This window comes from Parapedobacter lycopersici (genome assembly GCF_040395035.1).
Taxonomy (GTDB): Bacteria; Bacteroidota; Bacteroidia; order Sphingobacteriales; family Sphingobacteriaceae; genus Parapedobacter; species Parapedobacter lycopersici_A.
The window spans coordinates 1-19,738 of sequence record NZ_JBEBRB010000017.1; the positions used below are offsets into that span (position 1 = coordinate 1).

Consider the following 19,738-nt stretch of genomic DNA (forward strand, 5'->3'; position numbering starts at 1 on the left):
TCCAAAGCAGCAAAAAGATAAGCACGTAGCAAATGGCCTCATATAGCTGTGCCGGATGACGGGGAACTTGGTCTACTTGTTCGAAAACAACAGCCCAAGGCAGGTTTGAAGGTAAACCGATAATCTCGGAATTAAAAAAATTGCCAATCCGGACAAAAGCACCGGCCAGGGCAACAACGATGACCAGCCGATCGGTAATCCAGAGAAAGTTGACTTTTGTCTTGCGGCAGAACAGAAAAATGCCTACCAGAATACCAATGGCCCCGCCATGACTTGCCAAGCCCCGGAATCCCGTTAACGTGAACTGTCCGTTGACATAGGTGTATGGCAGGATCATTTCCAGCGGGTGGTCTTTATAATAGTCAAATTCATAGAACAGGCAATGGCCCAGCCGGGCGCCCAGCAGGGTGCCGAGAAAAATATAGATGCTCAGCTGGTCAAGTAGTTCCTGCGACTTGTTTTCCCGCTTGAAAATGTGCAGCATCAACAGGTAACTGCTGATAAAGGCCAGTAAAAAGCACAAGGTGTAATACCGTAATCCGAAAGTTCCGATATTGAATATTTCGGGATCGATATTCCAATGAATTACGTTGAAAATGCTGCTCATGACGATTATTTTGTGTTCAGGCCGGTAAATATAATGTATCTTTTATAATTTTTGTCCTCCCTTGCTTTTCCGTTCCTTCTTTGTCTGCGTAATGGCCGTATACTGTTTTTCGAGGAAACTGATAATTTCCGCTGCAATGTCCTTTTTCGTTGCTTTCTCTATGCCCTCGAGCCCCGGTGAGGAATTAACCTCCAGCACAAGCGGGCCCCTGTCCGAAGGCAGCATGTCCACGCCGCAGACCGTCAGACCAAGCTCTTTTGCTGCCCGTATTGCAGTTTCCCGCTCGGCTTTGTTGAGTTTGATTATCTCCGCGGATCCGCCACGGTGCAGGTTAGAGCGGAATTCACCTTCCTTTGCAGTTCGCTTCATGGCACCCACAACTTTGCCATCTACCACAAACGCACGGATGTCCGTACCCTTGGACTCCTTGATGTATTCCTGGATCAAAATATTATTGCCGAGTCCGTAAAATGCTTCAATTACCGAAGAAGCTGCCTTTTTGGTTTCTGCTAACACCACACCGATACCCTGCGTGCCCTCCAGCAATTTGATAACCAGGGGCGGTCCGCCCACCATTTTTATCAGGTCGTCCACATCGCGTGTACTACGGGCAAAACCGGTAATGGGCATGCCGATTCCGGCCCCCGACAGAATTTGCATGCAGCGCAGCTTGTCACGCGAACGGGTAATGGCCTGGCTGGGGTTTGCAGAAATAACCCCCATTACTTCAAACTGGCGGACAATTGCCGATCCATAGAACGTCACCGAAGCACCGATCCTGGGGATAATCGCGTCGATATCCGAGATGTCCTGGCCGTTATAATGAATACTTGGTAAGCCCTGCTTAATGCCGACATAACATTTGCTATGGTCGATCACCACGCATTCATGCCCCCGGGCATGAGCGGCTTCAACCAGCCGGCGGGTGGAATACAGGTTTTTTAACGTGGATAATACGGCAATTTTCACGGTGTATCTGGAATAATGCGTGTTTTGGATAAGTTAGCCTTGGATACGTCCACTAAAAAACGTTTCCGGATAAAGGTCCGGCCTAACAGGAGGGGGAACTCCATATCCGACCGGTCGCGCAGCGAAAGCTCAATTTCATATAACTGGCCAAATAAGGAGATATCCGTTCGGATAATGTATCGTTCCTCTTCCTGTCCGAATGAATTTCTGAATGTGCGCCGACTGTGAAAAGGCTTTACATAAGTATTCAGGGTTGCTCCGAAACGCCCATCCAATGCCTGGAATTCGACATACGGGGCACCCGCTTCCTTTATTAACCGGATATGGCTGCAATGCAGTACCGATGTGCGCGCGCCCGTATCAATTTTTGCGGGGACACCAAAAATACCCAGGCTGGGTAAATCCACCCGTTCTTTCCAGCCAATTGTTTGCATCATCGCGGCGGTTATCCGTTAAAAGTAACTGAATTCACCAAATTCACTGCGCACCGTCACCTGTTTGGTCTCGGCGGCTTCCACATGACCGATGACCTGTGCAGCAATACCATAGTGCTCCGCGATAGCAATCAGCGGCGTAGCCAGTGCTTCAGGTACATAAAGCTCCATGCGATGGCCCATATTAAACACCTTGTACATTTCTTTCCAATCGGTGCCTGATTCATCGTGGATCAGCCGGAAAAGCGGCGGAACATCAAAAAGATGATCTTTGATAACATGAAGGTGATCAATAAAATGCAGCACTTTCGTCTGCGCGCCGCCGCTGCAATGTATCATGCCATGGATTTCACTCCGGTACGCATCGAGTATGGTTTTAATAACCGGTGCGTAAGTGCGCGTAGGAGAGAGGACTAGTTTTCCAGCATCTATATACTGATTATCACCAATGTGTATTGGGTCAGTTAAACCCTTACTTCCAGAAAAAACCAATTCCTGTGGAATAGCAGCGTCATAGCTTTCCGGATATTTAGCAGCAATTGCTTTGTGAAAAACATCGTGTCTTGCCGACGTGAGCCCATTGGATCCCATACCGCCGTTGTAAGCCTGTTCGTAGGTCGCCTGTCCATAGGAAGCGAAACCGACGATAACATCGCCGGCCCTGATGCGATCATTTGAGATTACCTCTTCGCGTTTCATCCGGCAGGTTACCGTACTGTCTACGATAACCGTCCGCACAAGATCACCCACATCGGCGGTTTCCCCACCGGTTGAGTAAATACCGATGCCCAGTTTACGCAATTCAGCCAGGATTTCCTCCGTTCCATTGATAATTTCGGCAATCACCGCTCCCGGAATCAGGTTTTTGTTACGTCCGATAGTGGAGGAAAGAAGGATATTATCTGTTGCGCCCACGCACAACAAATCGTCCAGGTTCATCACAATTGCATCCTGAGCAATTCCCCGCCATACCGAAAGATCGCCCGTCTCTTTCCAATAGGCATAGGCCAGCGAAGACTTGGTGCCTGCACCATCGGCGTGCATGATGTTACACCAATCATCCTGGCCACCTAATATATCCGGGATAATTTTGCAGAATGCCTTGGGAAACAACCCTTTATCGATGTTTTTAATGGCATTGTGCACGTCCTCCTTACCGGCAGATACGCCCCGTTGGTTATATTTTAAGTCTGACATCTTGCGGCAAAGATAACGAATCGGTATCAGACAAGGGAAACGGATTTAAGACGTTATTGCCCTGATCCGCTTGCCAGTTTAATTTCCACGCGGCGATTCAATGTCCGGCCTGCCTCTGTATCGTTGGAAGCTACGGGCTGAGTTGCCCCAAATCCCTCGGTGATCAGGTTGTTTCCCGAGATGCCTGAGTTTACAAGATAGAGCTTAACTGCGTTCGCACGGTCTACGGATAAAGACATGTTATATTCGGCGGTACCCTCAATGGATGCGTGGCCGTTTACGTAGAATTTGGCGTCCGGATCTTTCTGCATCTCCCTTGAGATCTGATCCAGTACCGCATACGACTCCGTTTTCAGCACATGGGAATCGTATTCAAATTGAATATTCCTGAAATTAAAATTAGGTGCCTCCACGGGAGCGGGTTTAGGGGCCGGTGCCGGTGCGGGCTTCTCTTCAACTACGGGTGCCGGTTCCGGCTTTTCCTGGACAACTTCCGCTGCCGGCTGCAGCGCCACTTTCTTCGGCGCACAAGCCTGTTGTAAAAAAACAAATAAGACGGCCACCGCGGCCAGTTTCCAAATAGTAAAGGTTTTCATGGGTAATGATTTTATTTCAGTAAACATAGAAAATAATCCTGTAAAGTTGGTTAGGTAAACGCAATGATAGTGCCAATTTGCTTTCCGCGAGCGCATTAAAAATAGCGTTCGGAATTTTAGCTATGAGATTACCGCGCCGAGCAGGATATCCCGCCACATGGCAGCCGTTTCAGGATTATATTGTGCTGCGGGAATGCGAAGTTCGATGGTGTGGAGTGCGGTAGGGCCTTCCACGATATAAGCCAGCAAGACAGAAGACCCGCATATGCCGTCCGTTTCGTCGGGCGAGCTGATGCGATAAAGAATTGCCGTGCGGCCCGAGGCGACCTTCCTGTCGATAATTTCCAGTACGGCCTGTGGGCAGGCCGACTTTACATATGCCCATTTTTCTTCCGGAGCGCCCTCGGCCTTCATGGGGTAATACCGCTTGTCGATCGTGGTGATCACGATGGAGTCAATAGGCGCCGTTTCCCCCGCTGCCGTGCGCACGGTATATAATGTACCGCGGATAGCCTTGGTGTCTTTGGGGATTTTCTGGCTTTTCCACCGGTACGCAGCAGGTAATTCAATGCTGATCCGTTCCTTGCCGGGTTTGGGCTGTGCAAACGCGGTGAAACAGGCCAGCACAGCGATCATTAGGACTGATATTATCCGGGCAGGATACTGCATACTGATTAAATAATCGGTTCAAATCGCATCGCAAATTTATCACGATATGCTTTCGGTGTCATGCCGGTGTTTTCTTTGAATAACTGCCGGAAATTTTTCATGTCGTTATAACCCGCGCACAACATGATTTCAAAAAGGCCCTTTTCTGTATTTTCCAATAGCTTCTTAGCCGCTTCTATTTTGGTTTTTTGCAAATACCGGATAGGGGTCAGGCCTGTGGCCTGTTTAAAACGGCGGACAAAATTGCGTCTGCTCGCTGGAATGTCTGCAATGGCCTCTTCAATACTTTTTATTTCGGGGAATTCCTGTTTGATTTTGTGCTGCACCCGCATAACCAGCTCATCGTCATGTGCTTCCGTGGGCTCAAAATGGCTGAAATACGCCTGGTTCTCCCGATCCATATCAATGGAAAACACCTTCGCAATGCGGACGGCAAGAGCTCTGCCGCAGTATTTCTGGAGCAGCGCCAATTTTAAATGGAAGCCGCTGGTGGCCCCGCCGCTGGTATATATATTGGTATCCTGCGTAACGACGGCATCCTGTTGGATATTGACCTCCGGAAAACAGGCAGCCAGTTTGTCGGCTGCATCTACGTGCGTTGTCGCCTTTTTGCCATTCAGCAGTCCGGATGCGGCGAGCAGAAAAGCACCGGTGCAGATACTGGCCAATGTAGCACCGCGTTCATACTGCGCCCGTAGCCAGGGCAGGAAACAGCCGTTTTCAGCCAGCGTATTTCCCAGGTCTACCGGCCCGAATGCGGGAACGAAAATCAGGTCATATTGGCGATCGGCAGTAAATGTGGCATATGGAATATGGTTAATGGCATCAGGAAGTACGTTATCCGGTGCAATGCCCACAAATGTAATCTCAAAAAAATCGGACTTGCCTTCTTCCCGTAAAAACCGGTTGGCGGTTTCAAAAACGTCCACGATGGCAGCCATGCTCAACAGCCGGTATTTCGTGGTCAGAATAATCGATAGCTGCATGGGTAGTTTATAAGGTATTTGTTTTGATCACTACAAACTTAACTAAAATATGCTACATCCCGTTGGTCGAAAATGAAATACTAAAATGGGATTTTATCAGCGAAAACACTATTTTAGCGAAGCGATAACCACTTAATTCCTAATGTTATGAGAACGATTGCATGCCTTATATTATTGTGTTTTACCTGCTTTGGTACCCTGCCGCTACACGCCCAGGAAATGCGATGGAGAAATCCAATGGACGGAAATGCCCGCGCAATCCAGGGACAATTACCCATTGCCTCCCTGGAAAGGAGTTATTACCGGCTTCCGGATGATATGGAACAGCTGGTCAGGCCACCGGTATGGAATTTATCCCGTCAGAATGCGGGCGTGTATATCGAGTTTACAACTGACGCTAGTGCCATTACCGTACGTTACCAGGTTTCGGAAGCGCTGGACATGCCGCATATGCCCGCTACAGGTGTCAGTGGGGTAGACCTGTATGCAAAACATAAAAACGGCGGCTGGGACTGGGCAGCGGGATCGTATCAGTTTGGCGATACGATTACTTACCGTTTTGCTAATCTGGCCATTGGCAACGAGGAGAAAATGCGGCTGTACCTGCCGCTGTACAATAGCGTGACGTGGATGGAAATAGGGGTGAGCGCTGATGCGGCTTTTGAATTTGTACCGGCCACGGTTGACCGTCCGGTTATCGTCTATGGAACATCCATAGCACAAGGTGCATGTGCCAGTCGACCGGGACTGGCCTGGACATCTATTTTGGCAAGGCAACTTGACCTTCCAATGGTAAATCTCGGTTTTTCGGGGAACGGACGATTGGAGAAGCCGTTAATTGATTTGATTGCAACCGTGGATGCCCACCTTTTTGTACTGGATTGCATGCCAAATCTAACCCCGGGGTCGGTTCCCGATCCTGAAATCCTCGACCGGATTGAATATGCGGTAACGCACCTAAAAGAAAAGCATCCGGATACGCCGATTCTGCTCGTCGAGCACAGCGGAGGCGGGTCGTCGCAGGTGATTGATACCGCCAGGAGTGCAAATTACCGGCATACGAGCGAACTGATGCGTTCGGCCTATCAAAAGCTGGTCAGTCAAGGCGTAAACAGACTTTATCTATTAACAACCGAAGCCATCGGCATGGGCACGGAGTCGACGGTCGACGGCGTTCACCCCAACGATATCGGCATGATGCAGCATGCGACCGCCTATCGGGAAATAATTAATACGATACTGAAATAAGCATCGGTTTGCCCGGTAGCAGATGAAACGTGTTTTAACGGGGTAGTTTATTGCTTCGCGGGAATAAAGTGCTCCAATACAGCAATCGTTTTTTCCTGGGCTTTTATCACCTTTCTCAATGACTCGATGGTCTGTTCATAACTCTCGGTATCCTTGAGCATGGTGCCGTTTCCGGTCAGTACCCATTCCGCACTTAAGTCAGGATAGAGCCGCAGAATGCTTTCTAACTTATCAACGCCTATTGTCTTGTTTTTCTTTAATTGCCCGCCGAAGGAACCGTTTGAAATGCCAATGGACTTTTCAAATGTACTTATGCGGATACCCTTGAAATCAATATATTCTTTAATCCGTTTCAGAGTTGTAGACATGCTGAAAAACCCTATATAAAAAATTAAAATACATTAAGCAGTACGCGATGTTTTCGTTCTGTAGCCATACGGAAAATAATCGCAGCGATAACAAAAATATCAAAAATAATTACCACAAATAATGCCAAAACCTTTACTGTTAATAACTTCAGTAAGCTAAGTTTCGTAAATGTTTCCACTTTCCGGCAAAACAACGGCAAATTTGCACGATGCGCTGCAGGTATTGCCACGATAATGATAATCGCCATTCCCCGGAATCGTTAACGTGTGTATTGCCTATAATGTGTTGTATGCCAAATTTTTAAATCAGTTGATGCCAACTGTTCTGTTTTCCGGACGCTATTGCCGGGACGCCGGATTCCATTTGTTTTCTTCGGAGGGTTTCCCGTGATTTATCCGGACAGGCTGTTTCGCAGTGACGGGCTTCGGCCAGCCGGCACGCCCGTTCAGTTAGTTCATTTTTTAGTGTTCATACATCAATATAAATGTTACCTTTATACAGACTAAGCGGGATGAAACATGAGTGGCTTAACCGACATAACAACGCTGGCCGTAGGTATCGCGTTATCCGTGACCGGCTGCAGCAGTCAAAATCTAACCCGGGAGGAAGTGCCTCCCTGCATTAAACAGGTGATCGAGCAGATGCAGGCGGAAAACGTAAGAAACCCGCCCGGTAGTGTCTGGCAGTACCAATACAACGGACAAACGGTGTATTACATTCCCGCGTATTGCTGTGATTTACCCAGTCAGTTACTGGATAGCGCCTGTAATCTCATCTGCAGCCCGGATGGCGGTTATACCGGAGCGGGCGATGGCCGGTGCGTTGATTTTTTCGAGCGCCGGCAAAACGAAAAACTGATCTGGCAGGATAGCCGGAAATGAACTCATTCTGCAACGGCGGAATAGAGGCTACGCCTAATCAAACATATAAACCTTAATCACGATGAAGAAAGCACCATTTATCGTATGCTTACTGTATTTAACGGCCGCAACCCTAGTGGCTGACGCACAGAAGGCGACAGCACCGGCCTGGGCACAGGAAACCCCGGAACACCAAACAGAACGGATGGCTTGGTGGCGGCACGACCGGTTCGGCATGTTTATCCATTGGGGGTTATATGCAGTGCCGGCCCGACATGAATGGGTTCAAAATCACGAACAACTATCCACTGAAGTGTATCGCGACCGCTATTTTGAGCGATTTGATCCGGACTTGTATGACCCGAAGGAATGGGCTGCGCAGGCCAAAGCCGCAGGAATGAAGTATGTCGTGTTGACCACCAGGCACCACGAAGGGTTCAGTCTCTGGGATACAAAATACAGCGATTACAAAGCAACCAATACGCCTGCGGACCGCGACTTGCTTAAGCCCTTTGTTGAGGCCTTTCGTGCGGAGGGACTTAAAGTCGGGTTCTACTTTTCCATGATTGACTGGCACCACCCTGATTTTACAATAGACCGCGTGCATCCGCTGCGTAATAACAAAGAAGCCCGGGCAGCGAATGCCCGGCGGAATATGGATAATTTCCGGCAGTTCCTGAAAAATCAGCTGACCGAACTGCTTACCGAATACGGGAAAATCGATCAGCTTTTTTTCGACTTTTCCTACCCGGGGGAAGATGGCAAGGGTCACGAAGACTGGGATAGCGAAGGGTTGCTGGAACTGGCGAGACGCCTGCAACCCGGTATTATTATCAATGACCGGCTCGACCTGAATGATAAACCCTGGGGTTGGGACTACGTGACACCGGAACAATTTATGCCCAGCGCCTGGCCGGAGCGCGACGGAGTACGGGTGCCCTGGGAAACGTGCCAGACATTCTCCGGTTCGTGGGGTTACCATCGGGATGAACATACCTGGAAAAGTAACAACCAGCTGATCGCCATGCTGATTGAGGTGGTAAGTAAGGGGGGAAACTTATTGCTCAATGTCGGGCCCACAGCCCGGGGTAATTTTGACGAACGGGCTAAAGAACGGCTCGCTGCGATAGGCAAATGGATGAAATACAATAACCGGTCAATATACGGTTGCACAGCAGCCCCGCCTGCATTTGAACAGCCCGATAACTGCCTGCTCACCTATAATCCCGAAACCAAACGGCTCTATGTGCACCTGTTGCAATGGCCATTCAAAACACTGTACCTGCCTAATTATAAGGGAAAGGTGGCTTATGCCCAATTTCTGCATGACGGTTCAGAAGTACAGTACACATCGCGAACAGCGGCTCCGGCAGGTGGACACACAACAGTAACGGCCGGTGAAAACGACCTCATTGTTGAGCTGCCTGTCATCAAGCCGGATGTGGAAATCCCGGTCATCGAACTTATATTGAAATAAAAGCCCAATGAAGGGCGACAAATTAAAACGACTGTTTTTTGACAATTTATACTACTATTTCTATATGCATTACGTATATTTGTCCCATGAAACAATTTATGCATAACCTGATGCCGTGTACTAACGCTGTAAAGTGAGGGGCAAGCGTTATACATAAGTGTGGATAACAAGATGACGCCTCCGCTAAAATTAGGGGAGGTTTTTCATTTACCATGTAATATTTGCCGTTAAATCGGTGATTTATTTGATAAGCTAAACGACAACTATGCAAAGTTTTAGAACGGAACTCGAAAATCCGGTAGTTGAGAAAGAAATTATTGAGCTTGAACGCAAAATCCGGGCTTATCGGGCGGGTACGATCTCCGAAGATAAATTCAAAAGCCTGCGCCTGGCACGCGGAATATATGGGCAACGGCAACCAGGGGTTCAGATGGTACGGATAAAATTGCCCTTCGGAAAGGCTACTTTCAAACAATTACTGCGTATATCGGACATATCCGACGAGTATGCCATCCGCAATCTCCATTTTACAACCAGGCAGGATATTCAGATCCACTTTGTGAGCCTGGACCGCACCCCGGAGCTCTGGGCGAAACTGGCCGAAGATGACGTGACCATACGGGAAGCCTGTGGCAATACGGTCCGTAACGTAACGGCATCACCACAGGCGGGAATAGACCCCGAAGAGCCGTTCGACGTATCGCCTTACGCGCATGCCACGTTTGCTTATTTCCTGCGTAATCCCATTTGCCAGGAGCTCGGACGGAAATTTAAATTCGGATTTTCATCCAGTTCGCGCGATACGGCATTTGCTTTCGGACAGGACCTGGGCTTTATTCCCCGGGTACGGACAGTGGATGGTATTGAAGAACGCGGCTTCCGGGTTGTGCTCGGCGGCGGATTGGGTGCACAGCCCATGGCCGGGCATGTGGTGCATGAATTTTTGCCCGAAGATCAGCTTATCCCGTATTCTGAAAGCGTACTGCGTACGTTCGACCGGTATGGCGAACGGAACAACCGGAATAAGGCCCGGTTTAAATACCTGATCCAAAAACTGGGACTGGACGAAGTGAAGCGCCTGATCGCGGAAGAGTGGACCGCAATTAAAGTGAAAACATTTGCAATCGACCGGGACGCCGTTCCATTGCCGGCTCCACCGGAATCCGTTCCTGGTGAAGTTGAAGAAGTAACCGATCGCCGCGCATATGAGATCTGGGAAAAAACCAATGTGTGGGAACAAAAGCAAACCGGGTTTTATGCCGTCTATATCAAGGTGCCGACCGGAGACATGCCGACCGAAAAAGCACGTGAACTGCTCGCCGGTATCCGTGGTCATGTGGCCGATGAAGTCCGGGTAACACAGAATCAGGGACTGCTGCTGAAATTTGCGAGGAAGGAATCTCTTCCCCGGATATATAACGTACTAAGCCGGATCGGGTTTGCAAAACCCGGTTTTGACAGCGTTGCGGATGTAACGACGTGTCCGGGTACGGATACCTGTAACCTGGGTATCTCCAACAGTACGGAGATGGCCAGGGTGCTGGAATCGCTGATATATGAAGAGTATGAAGACCTTGTTTACGACCGCGACCTTAAGATCAAAATAAGTGGCTGCATGAACTCATGCGGGCAGCATGGCATCGCGCATATCGGTATACACGGCAGCTCACTGAAAGCGGCTGGCCGGGTTGTTCCGGCCGCACAGATTATGCTGGGCGGTGGGGTACTGGGCGATGGCGATGGACGGGTGGCCGAGCGGGTGATTAAAGTGCCATCGAAACGGGTGGTAAATGCCGTACGGCTGCTGCTGGATGACTACCTGGCAAACTCCGCTCCGGAAGAACGCTTCCATGTGTATTTCGACCGGCAGACAAAAGATTATTTTTATCGCATGCTGAAACCACTGGCTGACCTCACCAACCTGACGGAAGAGGAGTTTGTTGACTGGGGACACCAGGAGACCTACCAGCAAGCCATTGGTGTCGGGGAATGTGCCGGTGTCGTGATCGACCTGGTATCGGTACTGCTCTTCGAAGCAGAGGAAAAACTGGACTGGGCAAACGAAAGTTTCCGCACAGGCGCGTATGCGGATGCTATCTACCATGCGTACAGCATGTATGTCAGCGCAGCAAAGGCATTGCTGCTCGATAAGGGAATCCACAGCAGTACCCAAATTGCGATTATCCGCGATTTTGACACCCAGTTCGTGAAATCGGGCGAAATTACATTACCCAATAGCTTTGAGGAGCAACTGCTTGAAATCAATAAAAATGAGCCGACGGAGGCATTTGCACGCCAGTACCTGGCTGATGCCATTGATTTTTATCAGACAATCGCGGCGAAAAAGGCAGTTGCAACAGCTGTAAATGGTTAATATCACCGCAATTTCACGTATTGAATTGCGATAACAGACGAAGCGAATGAACGCACATCCCAAAATAACGTTGGTGGGGGCCGGACCGGGGGATACCGATCTAATCAGCCTTAAGGGGCTGAAAGCACTGGCAAAGGCCAATGTCGTGCTTTACGATGCATTGGTCAACGAAGAACTGCTTGGTTATGCTCCGGAAGATGCCCTCCGCGTATTTGTGGGCAAACGGGCGAATAAACACGCTTACAGCCAACAGGAAATCAATGAATTGATGGTTTCCTATGCGCGCTCCCACGGACACGTGGTGCGGCTTAAGGGCGGTGACCCTTTCGTATTCGGAAGGGGAGGGGAAGAGCTTGAATATGCGGCCAGTCATCACATTGCAACGAGTGTGGTGCCGGGCATTTCCAGTTCGATCGCGCTCGCCGGACTGCAGGGGATTCCGCTGACATACCGTGGCGTAAGCGAAAGCTTCTGGGTAATCACCGGTGCAACTACGGCCGGCGTCATCTCCGATGATATTTATGCGGCAGCCAAAACGTCGGCAACGGTTGTTATCTTGATGGGACTGAATAAATTAGCGGAAATTGTGCGGGTATATGAAGCCGAAGGCCGGCATAAATTGCCGATTGCCGTCATTCAGAACGGTTCCCTGCCCGACGAGAAAATAGCACTTGGAACAATAGATACGATTGTCGAACGGGCGGGAGTACAGGGGATCGGAGCCCCGGCGGTGATCGTTATCGGCGAGGTGGTCGCCAAGCACGAAAGCTTCGGCGCCTGGAAACATAAGAATATCGCAGTATGAACCAACGGAGCACCGGCAATGAATTGTTCCCTGTATTTCTGCAGTTGAATAACCTGCAGGTGCTGCTGGTTGGTGGTGGGTCCGTTGCATTGGAAAAGCTGACGGCATTGCTCGGCAATAGCCCCCATACAAAAATTACCTTGGTTGCGCGTGAAATCAGCGCGGAAGTACGTAGTTTTGCTGCTGCATACCCCGGCATACAGCTGGATGAGCGGGCATTTGAAGATACGGACCTGAACGGGGTGGATGTCGCTGTGGTTGCATCGAACAACGCACCGCTGAATAACCACATCCGCGAGGAGGCGCGCAGGCGCCACATTTTGATTAATGTAGCGGATAAGCCGGAACTGTGTGATTTTTACCTGGGGTCCGTCGTTAAGAAAGGGAATTTAAAAATAGGAATATCCACCAATGGCAAATCACCTACCATTGCCAAAAGGATAAAGGAATTACTTAATGAAGCACTGCCGCATGAAATTGACGAAACGCTCGATTACATGGGCAGGCTGCGCGATCAATTGAAAGGTAATTTTGCCGATAAGGTGAGGCAACTAAACGCGCATACCGCGATGTTGGTCGATTCAAAGGAGAGGAAATGAATACATTGGTAAATGAAGTGACCGGGTTGATCAAAGACCGGCAGCCGGAAGAGGCCCTGGCCCAGCTGGCCGCACGTTTTCCGGGAGAACTTGTTTTTTCGACGAGCTTTGGCCTGGAAGACCAGTTGATTACACACCTGATCTTTGAAAATAACCTGCCTATCCGGGTATTTACATTGGAAACGGGCAGGTTGTTCCAGGAGACGTATTACACCTGGAACCGTACGCTGGAACGGTATCAAAAGGAGATCGAAGCGTATTTTCCGGATACCCATGCCGTGCAGCAGCTGATCACACAAAAGGGACCCTCCAGTTTTTATGATTCGGTGGAAAACCGGAAGGAGTGCTGCCGCATACGTAAAATAGAGCCGCTTCAGCGCGCACTTGCAGGCGCTGCCTGCTGGATAACCGGTATACGGGCCGATCAATCCGATAACCGCCAGGGAATGGCGGATGTGGAGTGGGACGGCACAAACGGGCTGGTTAAATTCCACCCCATATACCATTGGACACTGGACGAGGTGAAACGCTTTGTAAAGGCCAATAACATTCCCTACAACCCGCTGCACGATAAAGGCTTCCCGAGCATCGGGTGTGCCCCCTGTACACGGGCGGTGCAGGAAGGGGAGGACTTCCGTGCCGGCCGGTGGTGGTGGGAAGACCAGAGTAAGAAGGAATGCGGATTGCACGCAACCTAAGCAAGCACCGCATTGTAAAAGAAAGGCAAATAGAAAGAAAAGCTATATATGGATTATTTGGATCAATTAGAGGCGGAGGCGATACATATCCTGCGCGAAGTGGCGGGTCAGTTTGAGAATCCCGCACTGCTGTTCTCGGGGGGGAAAGATTCCATTACATTGGTGCACCTGGCCGAAAAAGCATTCCGGCCCGGCAAATTCCCTTTTCCACTGGTGCACATCGATACCGGGCACAATTTTCCGGAAACCATTGCATTTCGCGATGAATTGATTGGCCGGCTGGGCGAAAAGCTGATTATCGGCTATGTACAGGACAGCATCGATGCCGGAAAAGTGATTGAGCAAAAAGGCAAGAACGCAAGCCGCAATATGCTGCAGACGGTTACGCTGCTGGATACCATCGCCGAACATAAATTCGACGCCTGTATCGGCGGCGCCCGTCGCGACGAAGAAAAGGCGCGGGCCAAAGAACGGATATTCTCGGTACGGGACGAGTTCGGCCAGTGGGATCCGAAGCGCCAGCGGCCCGAACTCTGGAATGTGTACAATGGCCGTATCCATAAAGGGGAGAACGTCCGGGTTTTTCCAATCAGCAACTGGACGGAGCTCGATGTATGGAACTATATCCGCAGGGAGAACATCAAATTGCCATCCATCTATTTCTCACACGAACGCAACGTGATTACGCGCAACGGCCAGCTGATGGCTGCGGCCGAATTTTTGAATATGGATCACGAGGACATTGTGGAATACCGCAAAGTGCGGTTCCGCACGGTAGGCGATATGACCTGTACGGCGGCGGTACTTTCGGAAGCTTTCGAAATCGATGATATTATCGAAGAGATACAACAGTCGAAGATCAGTGAACGCGGCGCGAGAATGGACGATAAGGTTTCCGAAGCCGCCATGGAGGACCGTAAAAAAGGCGGATATTTTTAACAGCAAGAAAACACCCGGCAGGGTTAATACCTATTAATTTCATTACCTGAAAAAATGGATTTACTTAAATTTATAACGGCTGGAAGTGTTGACGACGGTAAGAGCACGTTGATTGGCCGGTTATTATACGATACAGATTCGATTCTGGATGACCAGCTGGAAGCGATCCAGCGGGCTAACCGCAAAAATAACGACGGCACAATTGATCTGGCTATCCTTACAGACGGCCTGAAAGCCGAGCGGGAGCAGGGCATTACCATCGACGTGGCGTATAAATACTTTCAAACAGATAAACGCAAGTTTATCATCGCCGACACGCCGGGTCACATTCAATACACCCGGAACATGGTCACCGGAGCTTCCAATGCCGATCTGGCCATTATTCTCATTGATGCACGCAAAGGCGTGATTGAACAGACACGCCGGCATTCCTTTATTGTTTCCCTGCTGGCGATTCCCAATGTGCTGGTATGTGTCAATAAGATGGACATGGTCGATTACGACGAGGCGGTTTTTGCCAAGATCAAATCCGACTACGAACAGCTGACGGAAAACCTTCGCATCAATCAGGTGGATTTTATACCCGTAAGCGCGTTAAAGGGTGATAACATTGCCGGTCCGTCCGCCAATATGCCCTGGTATGAAGGGACTTACTTGCTGAACTTCCTGGAAACCGTAGATACCCACCAGCCAAACGTTGAGCAACAGGCTCGTTTTCCGGTGCAATGGGTTATCCGCCCGCAAACGGCAGCGCTGCCCGATTACCGGGGGTATGCCGGACGTGTGGTAGGTGGCAGTTTTAACGTGGGTGATCAGGTAGCTGTCCTTCCTTCCGGGTTCAACAGCCGGATTACGCAGATCGAATTGGCCGGTGAGTCGCTGAGCACCGCGGAAGACGGAAGCTCGGTTGTCATCCACCTCGCTGACGACCTTGACATCAGCAGGGGAGACATGCTGGTTAAGCAGGATGAACAGCCGGCTGTTTCACAGGAATTTGAAGCGGATATTTGCTGGATGGATACAAAACCACTGGATATCAGTCAAGTATATCTGATTCAGCATCACGGAAAAACAACCAGGATAAAATTACAGGACATTCTTTATAAAGTGGATGTAAATACACTGGAAAAGACAACTGACGGGCAGTTTGGATTAAATGATATCGGGAAAATCCAATTTAAATCGGCCGATCCGCTGGCCTTTGATGAGTACGCGCGCAACAAGAGTAATGGTGGCGCCATATTGATCGATAGCCGGAATAATTTAACCGTAGCTGCATTAATGATTGCTAAAGCAACTGCTTAATACGCAAAATAAATACACCGGACAGGTAACTTATACGGTTCGGTTTGGACAATGCCGGGAAAATGATTTTCCGGCATTTTTTATTGACAAACCGTAATAAAGAAAATGTTGTAGCGGACTATCGCCGCTATTGAGCCGAGTTGTGTGCTGAATTGGACTTGCGCGCGATAGGGTGATATCTCAAATATCTATTTAACATAACGTAAATTATATGAATAATATATTGATGGTAAAATGTACTGATCTCCCTGGAATCTGCATGGTAAAACGTGCTACGAGTGACATTATTTAGTCGAACGGGCTTCGATGGCTATTCGGGTCGGCTTCGGGACTTCTTCGACACCGCTTCGAGACTTGTTCGAGGCTTCTTCGAGTGTTGTTCGAGTTGGCTTCGACTGGTCTTCGAGTCCGCTTCGGGGCTGCTCGGTATGCAATGCATTGCGTACCGAAAAACACCGAAGGATTTCCGAAGCATTACCGAAGCAATGTCGAAGAAGTCCCGAAGCCACCTGCAAAATGAGCCGATCCGATCCCGGAACCGGAATTTGGGACACATTGGCTGACTGCACCGGCTATTCCCCGGTCATAAACGACCAATATTTTTAATTTTAATAATAAATCTTTGCCGTTGTTATTATTGTTGTTGCAAAAGGTGGATTTCTGTTTAATTTTTTTAAATTTGCCGGCGTAAAAATCTATATTAATCAATTAGCATGTCAAGTTATTTCAAAACGTTTACGGCAGGCGTCGAACAACGTAACCCCCACCAACCAGAATTTATCCAAGCAGTTAAGGAAGTTGTAGAAGACATTATTCCATACATTGAAGAACATGCAAAAGAACTGATAGACCAGAAATTACTGGAACGTATTGCAGAACCCGAACGTGTGGTTTCATTCCGCGTTACCTGGCTTGACGATAAGAACCGGGTACAGGTTAACCGCGGTTACCGTGTGCAGATGAACAGCGCCCTCGGCCCCTATAAAGGCGGTCTGCGTTTTTCACCTACCGTGAACCTGAGCATTTTGAAATTTCTTGCTTTTGAACAAATCTTTAAGAACAGCCTTACCGGACTTCCGCTGGGCGGCGGTAAGGGCGGATCGGACTTTGATCCGAAAGGCAAGTCGGATAACGAAATTATGCGGTTCTGCCAAAGCTTTATGACCGAATTGTTCCGGCATATCGGTTCGGAAACGGATGTGCCGGCTGGGGATATTGGTGTAGGTGAACGGGAAATCGGTTACCTGTTTGGTCAATATAAACGGCTTCAGAATAACTTTACCGGGGTACTTACCGGCAAGGGGCCTGCATGGGGCGGCAGTTATATCCGGCCAGAGGCAACCGGCTACGGATTGCTATATTTTGTGGAGCGCATGTTCTATGAAAACCAGAACTCACTGAAAGGAAAAGTGATCACGATCTCGGGCGCCGGTAACGTCGCTTATTACGCTGCTATTAAGGCGCTTTCCCTGGGAGCAAAAGTAATTACCATTTCCAATAGCAACGGTACCATATACGATGAAAACGGCTTTACCGTGGAGAAATTGGATTACGTTAATAGCTTAAATAGAAACCTTGCTGAATATACCAAGCGTTATCCGGCAGAATACCACGAAGGTAAAAAGCCCTGGGGCTTCAAATGCGATATTGCACTTCCTTGTGCTACGCAGAACGAACTGGATGAACAGGATGCCAAAACGCTGATTGCCAATGGCTGTATGTGTATTGCTGAAGGAGCTAATATGCCTTCAACGGCAGAAGCCATCAAGGTCATATTAAAGGCAAAAATATTATATGCACCTGGCAAGGCAGCTAATGCCGGAGGCGTTGCTGTATCGGGATTGGAAATGTCGCAGAACCGGATTGGCCAGCAATGGTCGACTGACAAAGTGGATGCGCGGCTGAAGAAAATCATGCATGATATCCACGATACCTGTGTGCATTACGGTAAAGATTCCAATGGGGTCATCAATTACCTGAAAGGTGCCAACATCGGCGGCTTTGTTAAGGTGGCCGATGCGATGAGAGCCCAGGGCGTAGTATAAATGATATACATAATATTATGCGGACCGTAGCCGAACTCCCCCACCCCGAATTCAAGATTACGATCTTTTCGATGAACCGAAAATTCATCATTAAATTCGAACAGGGAACATTGGAACAGGTCTATAAGGTCGCAGAAATGGATATAACTGATGGTGTAAACGGCGTATTTCAATTATTGGATGAGTCGTTTACACAATCAGTTGCCTTGCGTTTCAGTGAGATGCGGGCATCTTTTTTAGATACGTATAAACGCAACGAAGGCTAATTGCAAACCAAGTGGTTTGCGTCAATCTGCCAGCAGCTGACCAACCAGCTGCGGAACCCCCACCGTAGCCCTTTCATTCATACACACGATCCTGCCCTTAGCCAATCGTGAGGCCTCCGGGTCAATGAAATACATTCCCGTTTCCATGGGGATTTCATGTAGCAACCCGGCAGCAGGATATACCTGGAGCGATGTGCCGATCACAATGAAAATATCCGCATTCCGGCAGAGCCGTATCGCTCTTTCCATTGCCGGTACCGGCTCACCGAACCAAACAACGTGCGGCCTGAGTTGGCTCCCCCGTTCACAATAGTCGCCCATGCGGATTTCACTTCCTTCGACCGGATAAGTGAGGCGCGGATCGATGCTGGACTGCGAACGCGTAATCAGGCCGTGGAGGTGCACGACCTGGCCCGAGCCCGCGCGTTCGTGCAGGTCATCAATATTCTGGGTGATTACGGTCACCTTATATCGCCGTTCCACTTGTACAAGTGCGGTATGCGCCGCATTTGGCTGAGCTTCCAATACCGCCTTTCTTCGGATATTGTAGAAATGCTGCACGCGTTGCGGGTCGCTGGCCCACGCCTCCGGTGTGGCCACGTCCTCCACGCGGTACCCTTCCCAAAGTCCGTCACTGCCCCGGAACGTTTTTAAACCGCTTTCGGCGGAAATTCCGGCGCCCGTAAATACAACAACGTGTTTCATTTGTCTGTGATGCTGATGATGCCAGCACCAAAATACAACGAATATGCGGAATTCAAACAAGTGCGCCTGAAATTTAGGAGAATGAGTTACCTTTGCTCACCATGATCGAATTGTATACTGACGGCGCGTCCAGCGGAAATCCGGGTCCGGGAGGATATGGGACAATATTACGATCAGGTCCGCATTATAAGGAACTGAGCGAGGGATTCCGGAAAACAACCAATAACCGGATGGAATTACTGGCCGTTATCAAGGGGCTCGAAGCATTAAAGAAAACGGGTCAGGAAGTAGTGGTTTATTCTGACTCCAAGTATATTGTGGATGCCGTTGAGAAACGTTGGGTGTTCGGTTGGGTGCAGAAAGGCTTTGCCGGAAAAAAGAATAAGGACCTTTGGCTTCGGTTTCTAACGGTGTACCGGCAGCATCGGGTGCGGTTTGTCTGGGTCAAGGGACATGCAGGACATCCCGAGAACGAACGCTGCGACCAGCTGGCCGTTCAGGCCGCAAAGGACAGTGCCAACTGGAAAATTGATTCGGTTTTTGAAACGACGGAAAGCCAGTTGCTGTAACGGAAGACAACGGAACGGCAA

The 19,738-nt window shown here is 49.3% G+C and carries 22 protein-coding genes; 12 read left to right on the plus strand and 10 right to left on the minus strand.

Annotated elements, in window-relative coordinates; genetic code table 11:
* From ABWO75_RS05675 to ABWO75_RS05705, 7 genes are all read right to left on the minus strand, one after another.
* On the minus strand, positions 1-607 hold a 607-nt coding region (locus tag ABWO75_RS05675; protein WP_353183449.1), incomplete at its 3' end, for a prolipoprotein diacylglyceryl transferase.
* Between the two features lie 42 nt (positions 608-649).
* Positions 650-1,576, minus strand: a complete 927-nt coding sequence (rimK, locus tag ABWO75_RS05680) for a 30S ribosomal protein S6--L-glutamate ligase (RefSeq protein WP_353183451.1) — start codon at positions 1,574-1,576, stop codon at positions 650-652.
* A complete protein-coding gene (locus tag ABWO75_RS05685; RefSeq protein ID WP_353183453.1) occupies positions 1,573-2,013 on the minus strand; it encodes an ATP-dependent zinc protease family protein in 441 nt (146 codons plus the stop codon). The genes rimK and ABWO75_RS05685 overlap by 4 nt, the downstream gene beginning before the upstream one ends.
* A 15-nt stretch (positions 2,014-2,028) precedes the next feature.
* The gene (locus tag ABWO75_RS05690) at positions 2,029-3,207 is read right to left on the minus strand and encodes an AIR synthase related protein (RefSeq protein ID WP_353183455.1); all 1,179 of its coding nucleotides are present in this window, start codon (positions 3,205-3,207) and stop codon (positions 2,029-2,031) included.
* 53 nt (positions 3,208-3,260) lie between these two features.
* A complete protein-coding gene (locus ABWO75_RS05695; protein ID WP_353183457.1) occupies positions 3,261-3,803 on the minus strand; it encodes an OmpA family protein in 543 nt (180 codons plus the stop codon).
* A gap of 120 nt (positions 3,804-3,923) precedes the next feature.
* A complete protein-coding gene (locus ABWO75_RS05700; protein WP_353183459.1) occupies positions 3,924-4,439 on the minus strand; it encodes a hypothetical protein in 516 nt (171 codons plus the stop codon).
* Between the two features lie 38 nt (positions 4,440-4,477).
* The gene (locus ABWO75_RS05705) at positions 4,478-5,458 is read right to left on the minus strand and encodes a GlxA family transcriptional regulator (protein ID WP_353183461.1); all 981 of its coding nucleotides are present in this window, start codon (positions 5,456-5,458) and stop codon (positions 4,478-4,480) included.
* Positions 5,459-5,605: 147 nt separating this feature from the next.
* Between ABWO75_RS05705 and ABWO75_RS05710 the strand changes: the two genes are divergently transcribed.
* On the plus strand, positions 5,606-6,706 hold the full coding sequence (locus ABWO75_RS05710) for an SGNH/GDSL hydrolase family protein (protein WP_353183463.1): 1,101 nt from the start codon (positions 5,606-5,608) through the stop codon (positions 6,704-6,706).
* 47 nt (positions 6,707-6,753) lie between these two features.
* Here ABWO75_RS05710 and ABWO75_RS05715 read toward each other — a convergent pair whose 3' ends face one another.
* Together ABWO75_RS05715 and ABWO75_RS05720 are read right to left on the minus strand one after the other, a co-directional pair.
* Complete coding sequence (locus tag ABWO75_RS05715) at positions 6,754-7,074, minus strand: hypothetical protein (protein WP_353183465.1); 321 nt, start codon at positions 7,072-7,074, stop codon at positions 6,754-6,756.
* Between the two features lie 23 nt (positions 7,075-7,097).
* Complete coding sequence (locus tag ABWO75_RS05720; RefSeq protein WP_353183467.1) at positions 7,098-7,322, minus strand: hypothetical protein; 225 nt, start codon at positions 7,320-7,322, stop codon at positions 7,098-7,100.
* Between the two features lie 271 nt (positions 7,323-7,593).
* On the opposite strand from ABWO75_RS05720, the gene ABWO75_RS05725 reads away from it, so the two are divergent.
* From ABWO75_RS05725 to ABWO75_RS05770, 10 genes are all read left to right on the plus strand, one after another.
* A complete protein-coding gene (locus ABWO75_RS05725; RefSeq protein WP_353183469.1) occupies positions 7,594-7,956 on the plus strand; it encodes a DUF6970 domain-containing protein in 363 nt (120 codons plus the stop codon).
* Positions 7,957-8,017: 61 nt separating this feature from the next.
* Entirely contained in the window at positions 8,018-9,412 is a 1,395-nt protein-coding gene (locus ABWO75_RS05730; RefSeq protein ID WP_353183471.1) for an alpha-L-fucosidase, read from the plus strand.
* Positions 9,413-9,677: 265 nt separating this feature from the next.
* Entirely contained in the window at positions 9,678-11,786 is a 2,109-nt protein-coding gene (locus ABWO75_RS05735; protein WP_353183473.1) for a ferredoxin-like domain-containing protein, read from the plus strand.
* A 46-nt stretch (positions 11,787-11,832) separates the two neighbouring features.
* Positions 11,833-12,591, plus strand: coding sequence for a uroporphyrinogen-III C-methyltransferase (gene cobA / locus ABWO75_RS05740; protein ID WP_353183475.1), 759 nt, complete (start codon positions 11,833-11,835; stop codon positions 12,589-12,591).
* On the plus strand, positions 12,588-13,190 hold the full coding sequence (locus ABWO75_RS05745; protein WP_353183477.1) for a precorrin-2 dehydrogenase/sirohydrochlorin ferrochelatase family protein: 603 nt from the start codon (positions 12,588-12,590) through the stop codon (positions 13,188-13,190). The genes cobA and ABWO75_RS05745 overlap by 4 nt, the downstream gene beginning before the upstream one ends.
* Positions 13,187-13,888 carry a phosphoadenylyl-sulfate reductase gene (locus ABWO75_RS05750; RefSeq protein WP_353183479.1) on the plus strand — a complete coding sequence of 234 codons (702 nt, stop codon included), beginning with the start codon at positions 13,187-13,189 and terminating at the stop codon, positions 13,886-13,888. The genes ABWO75_RS05745 and ABWO75_RS05750 overlap by 4 nt, the downstream gene beginning before the upstream one ends.
* 48 nt (positions 13,889-13,936) lie before the next feature.
* Complete coding sequence (gene cysD, locus ABWO75_RS05755) at positions 13,937-14,827, plus strand: sulfate adenylyltransferase subunit CysD (protein WP_353183481.1); 891 nt, start codon at positions 13,937-13,939, stop codon at positions 14,825-14,827.
* Positions 14,828-14,881: 54 nt separating this feature from the next.
* Positions 14,882-16,132 (plus strand): sulfate adenylyltransferase subunit 1, encoded by a 1,251-nt coding sequence (locus ABWO75_RS05760; RefSeq protein WP_353183483.1) that lies wholly within the window; start codon positions 14,882-14,884, stop codon positions 16,130-16,132.
* 713 nt (positions 16,133-16,845) lie between these two features.
* Complete coding sequence (gdhA, locus tag ABWO75_RS05765; protein ID WP_353183485.1) at positions 16,846-18,177, plus strand: NADP-specific glutamate dehydrogenase; 1,332 nt, start codon at positions 16,846-16,848, stop codon at positions 18,175-18,177.
* 17 nt (positions 18,178-18,194) lie between these two features.
* Positions 18,195-18,443 (plus strand): hypothetical protein, encoded by a 249-nt coding sequence (locus ABWO75_RS05770; protein ID WP_353183487.1) that lies wholly within the window; start codon positions 18,195-18,197, stop codon positions 18,441-18,443.
* Between the two features lie 21 nt (positions 18,444-18,464).
* Here the strand turns inward: ABWO75_RS05770 and ABWO75_RS05775 are convergent, their stop codons facing one another.
* On the minus strand, positions 18,465-19,148 hold the full coding sequence (locus ABWO75_RS05775; RefSeq protein ID WP_353183489.1) for an SIR2 family NAD-dependent protein deacylase: 684 nt from the start codon (positions 19,146-19,148) through the stop codon (positions 18,465-18,467).
* Between the two features lie 101 nt (positions 19,149-19,249).
* On the opposite strand from ABWO75_RS05775, the gene rnhA reads away from it, so the two are divergent.
* Positions 19,250-19,717, plus strand: coding sequence for a ribonuclease HI (gene rnhA / locus ABWO75_RS05780; protein WP_257656582.1), 468 nt, complete (start codon positions 19,250-19,252; stop codon positions 19,715-19,717).
* Positions 19,718-19,738 lie beyond the last annotated feature (21 nt).

Bases quoted from the DNA above. Each gene is read 5' to 3' on its own strand.
- ABWO75_RS05770 (WP_353183487.1), top strand. From the start codon at position 18,195: ATGCGGACCGTAGCCGAACTCCCCCACCCCGAATTCAAGATTACGATC.
- ABWO75_RS05690 (WP_353183455.1), bottom strand. From the start codon at position 3,207: ATGTCAGACTTAAAATATAACCAACGGGGCGTATCTGCCGGTAAGGAG.
- ABWO75_RS05700 (WP_353183459.1), bottom strand. From the start codon at position 4,439: ATGATCGCTGTGCTGGCCTGTTTCACCGCGTTTGCACAGCCCAAACCC.
- ABWO75_RS05685 (WP_353183453.1), bottom strand. From the start codon at position 2,013: ATGATGCAAACAATTGGCTGGAAAGAACGGGTGGATTTACCCAGCCTG.
- ABWO75_RS05720 (WP_353183467.1), bottom strand. From the start codon at position 7,322: ATGGCGATTATCATTATCGTGGCAATACCTGCAGCGCATCGTGCAAAT.
- ABWO75_RS05710 (WP_353183463.1), top strand. From the start codon at position 5,606: ATGAGAACGATTGCATGCCTTATATTATTGTGTTTTACCTGCTTTGGT.
- rnhA (WP_257656582.1), top strand. From the start codon at position 19,250: ATGATCGAATTGTATACTGACGGCGCGTCCAGCGGAAATCCGGGTCCG.
- ABWO75_RS05725 (WP_353183469.1), top strand. From the start codon at position 7,594: ATGAGTGGCTTAACCGACATAACAACGCTGGCCGTAGGTATCGCGTTA.
- ABWO75_RS05730 (WP_353183471.1), top strand. From the start codon at position 8,018: ATGAAGAAAGCACCATTTATCGTATGCTTACTGTATTTAACGGCCGCA.
- ABWO75_RS05760 (WP_353183483.1), top strand. From the start codon at position 14,882: ATGGATTTACTTAAATTTATAACGGCTGGAAGTGTTGACGACGGTAAG.
- cobA (WP_353183475.1), top strand. From the start codon at position 11,833: ATGAACGCACATCCCAAAATAACGTTGGTGGGGGCCGGACCGGGGGAT.
- ABWO75_RS05750 (WP_353183479.1), top strand. From the start codon at position 13,187: ATGAATACATTGGTAAATGAAGTGACCGGGTTGATCAAAGACCGGCAG.
- ABWO75_RS05745 (WP_353183477.1), top strand. From the start codon at position 12,588: ATGAACCAACGGAGCACCGGCAATGAATTGTTCCCTGTATTTCTGCAG.
- ABWO75_RS05705 (WP_353183461.1), bottom strand. From the start codon at position 5,458: ATGCAGCTATCGATTATTCTGACCACGAAATACCGGCTGTTGAGCATG.
- ABWO75_RS05775 (WP_353183489.1), bottom strand. From the start codon at position 19,148: ATGAAACACGTTGTTGTATTTACGGGCGCCGGAATTTCCGCCGAAAGC.
- cysD (WP_353183481.1), top strand. From the start codon at position 13,937: ATGGATTATTTGGATCAATTAGAGGCGGAGGCGATACATATCCTGCGC.
- ABWO75_RS05715 (WP_353183465.1), bottom strand. From the start codon at position 7,074: ATGTCTACAACTCTGAAACGGATTAAAGAATATATTGATTTCAAGGGT.
- ABWO75_RS05735 (WP_353183473.1), top strand. From the start codon at position 9,678: ATGCAAAGTTTTAGAACGGAACTCGAAAATCCGGTAGTTGAGAAAGAA.
- gdhA (WP_353183485.1), top strand. From the start codon at position 16,846: ATGTCAAGTTATTTCAAAACGTTTACGGCAGGCGTCGAACAACGTAAC.
- ABWO75_RS05695 (WP_353183457.1), bottom strand. From the start codon at position 3,803: ATGAAAACCTTTACTATTTGGAAACTGGCCGCGGTGGCCGTCTTATTT.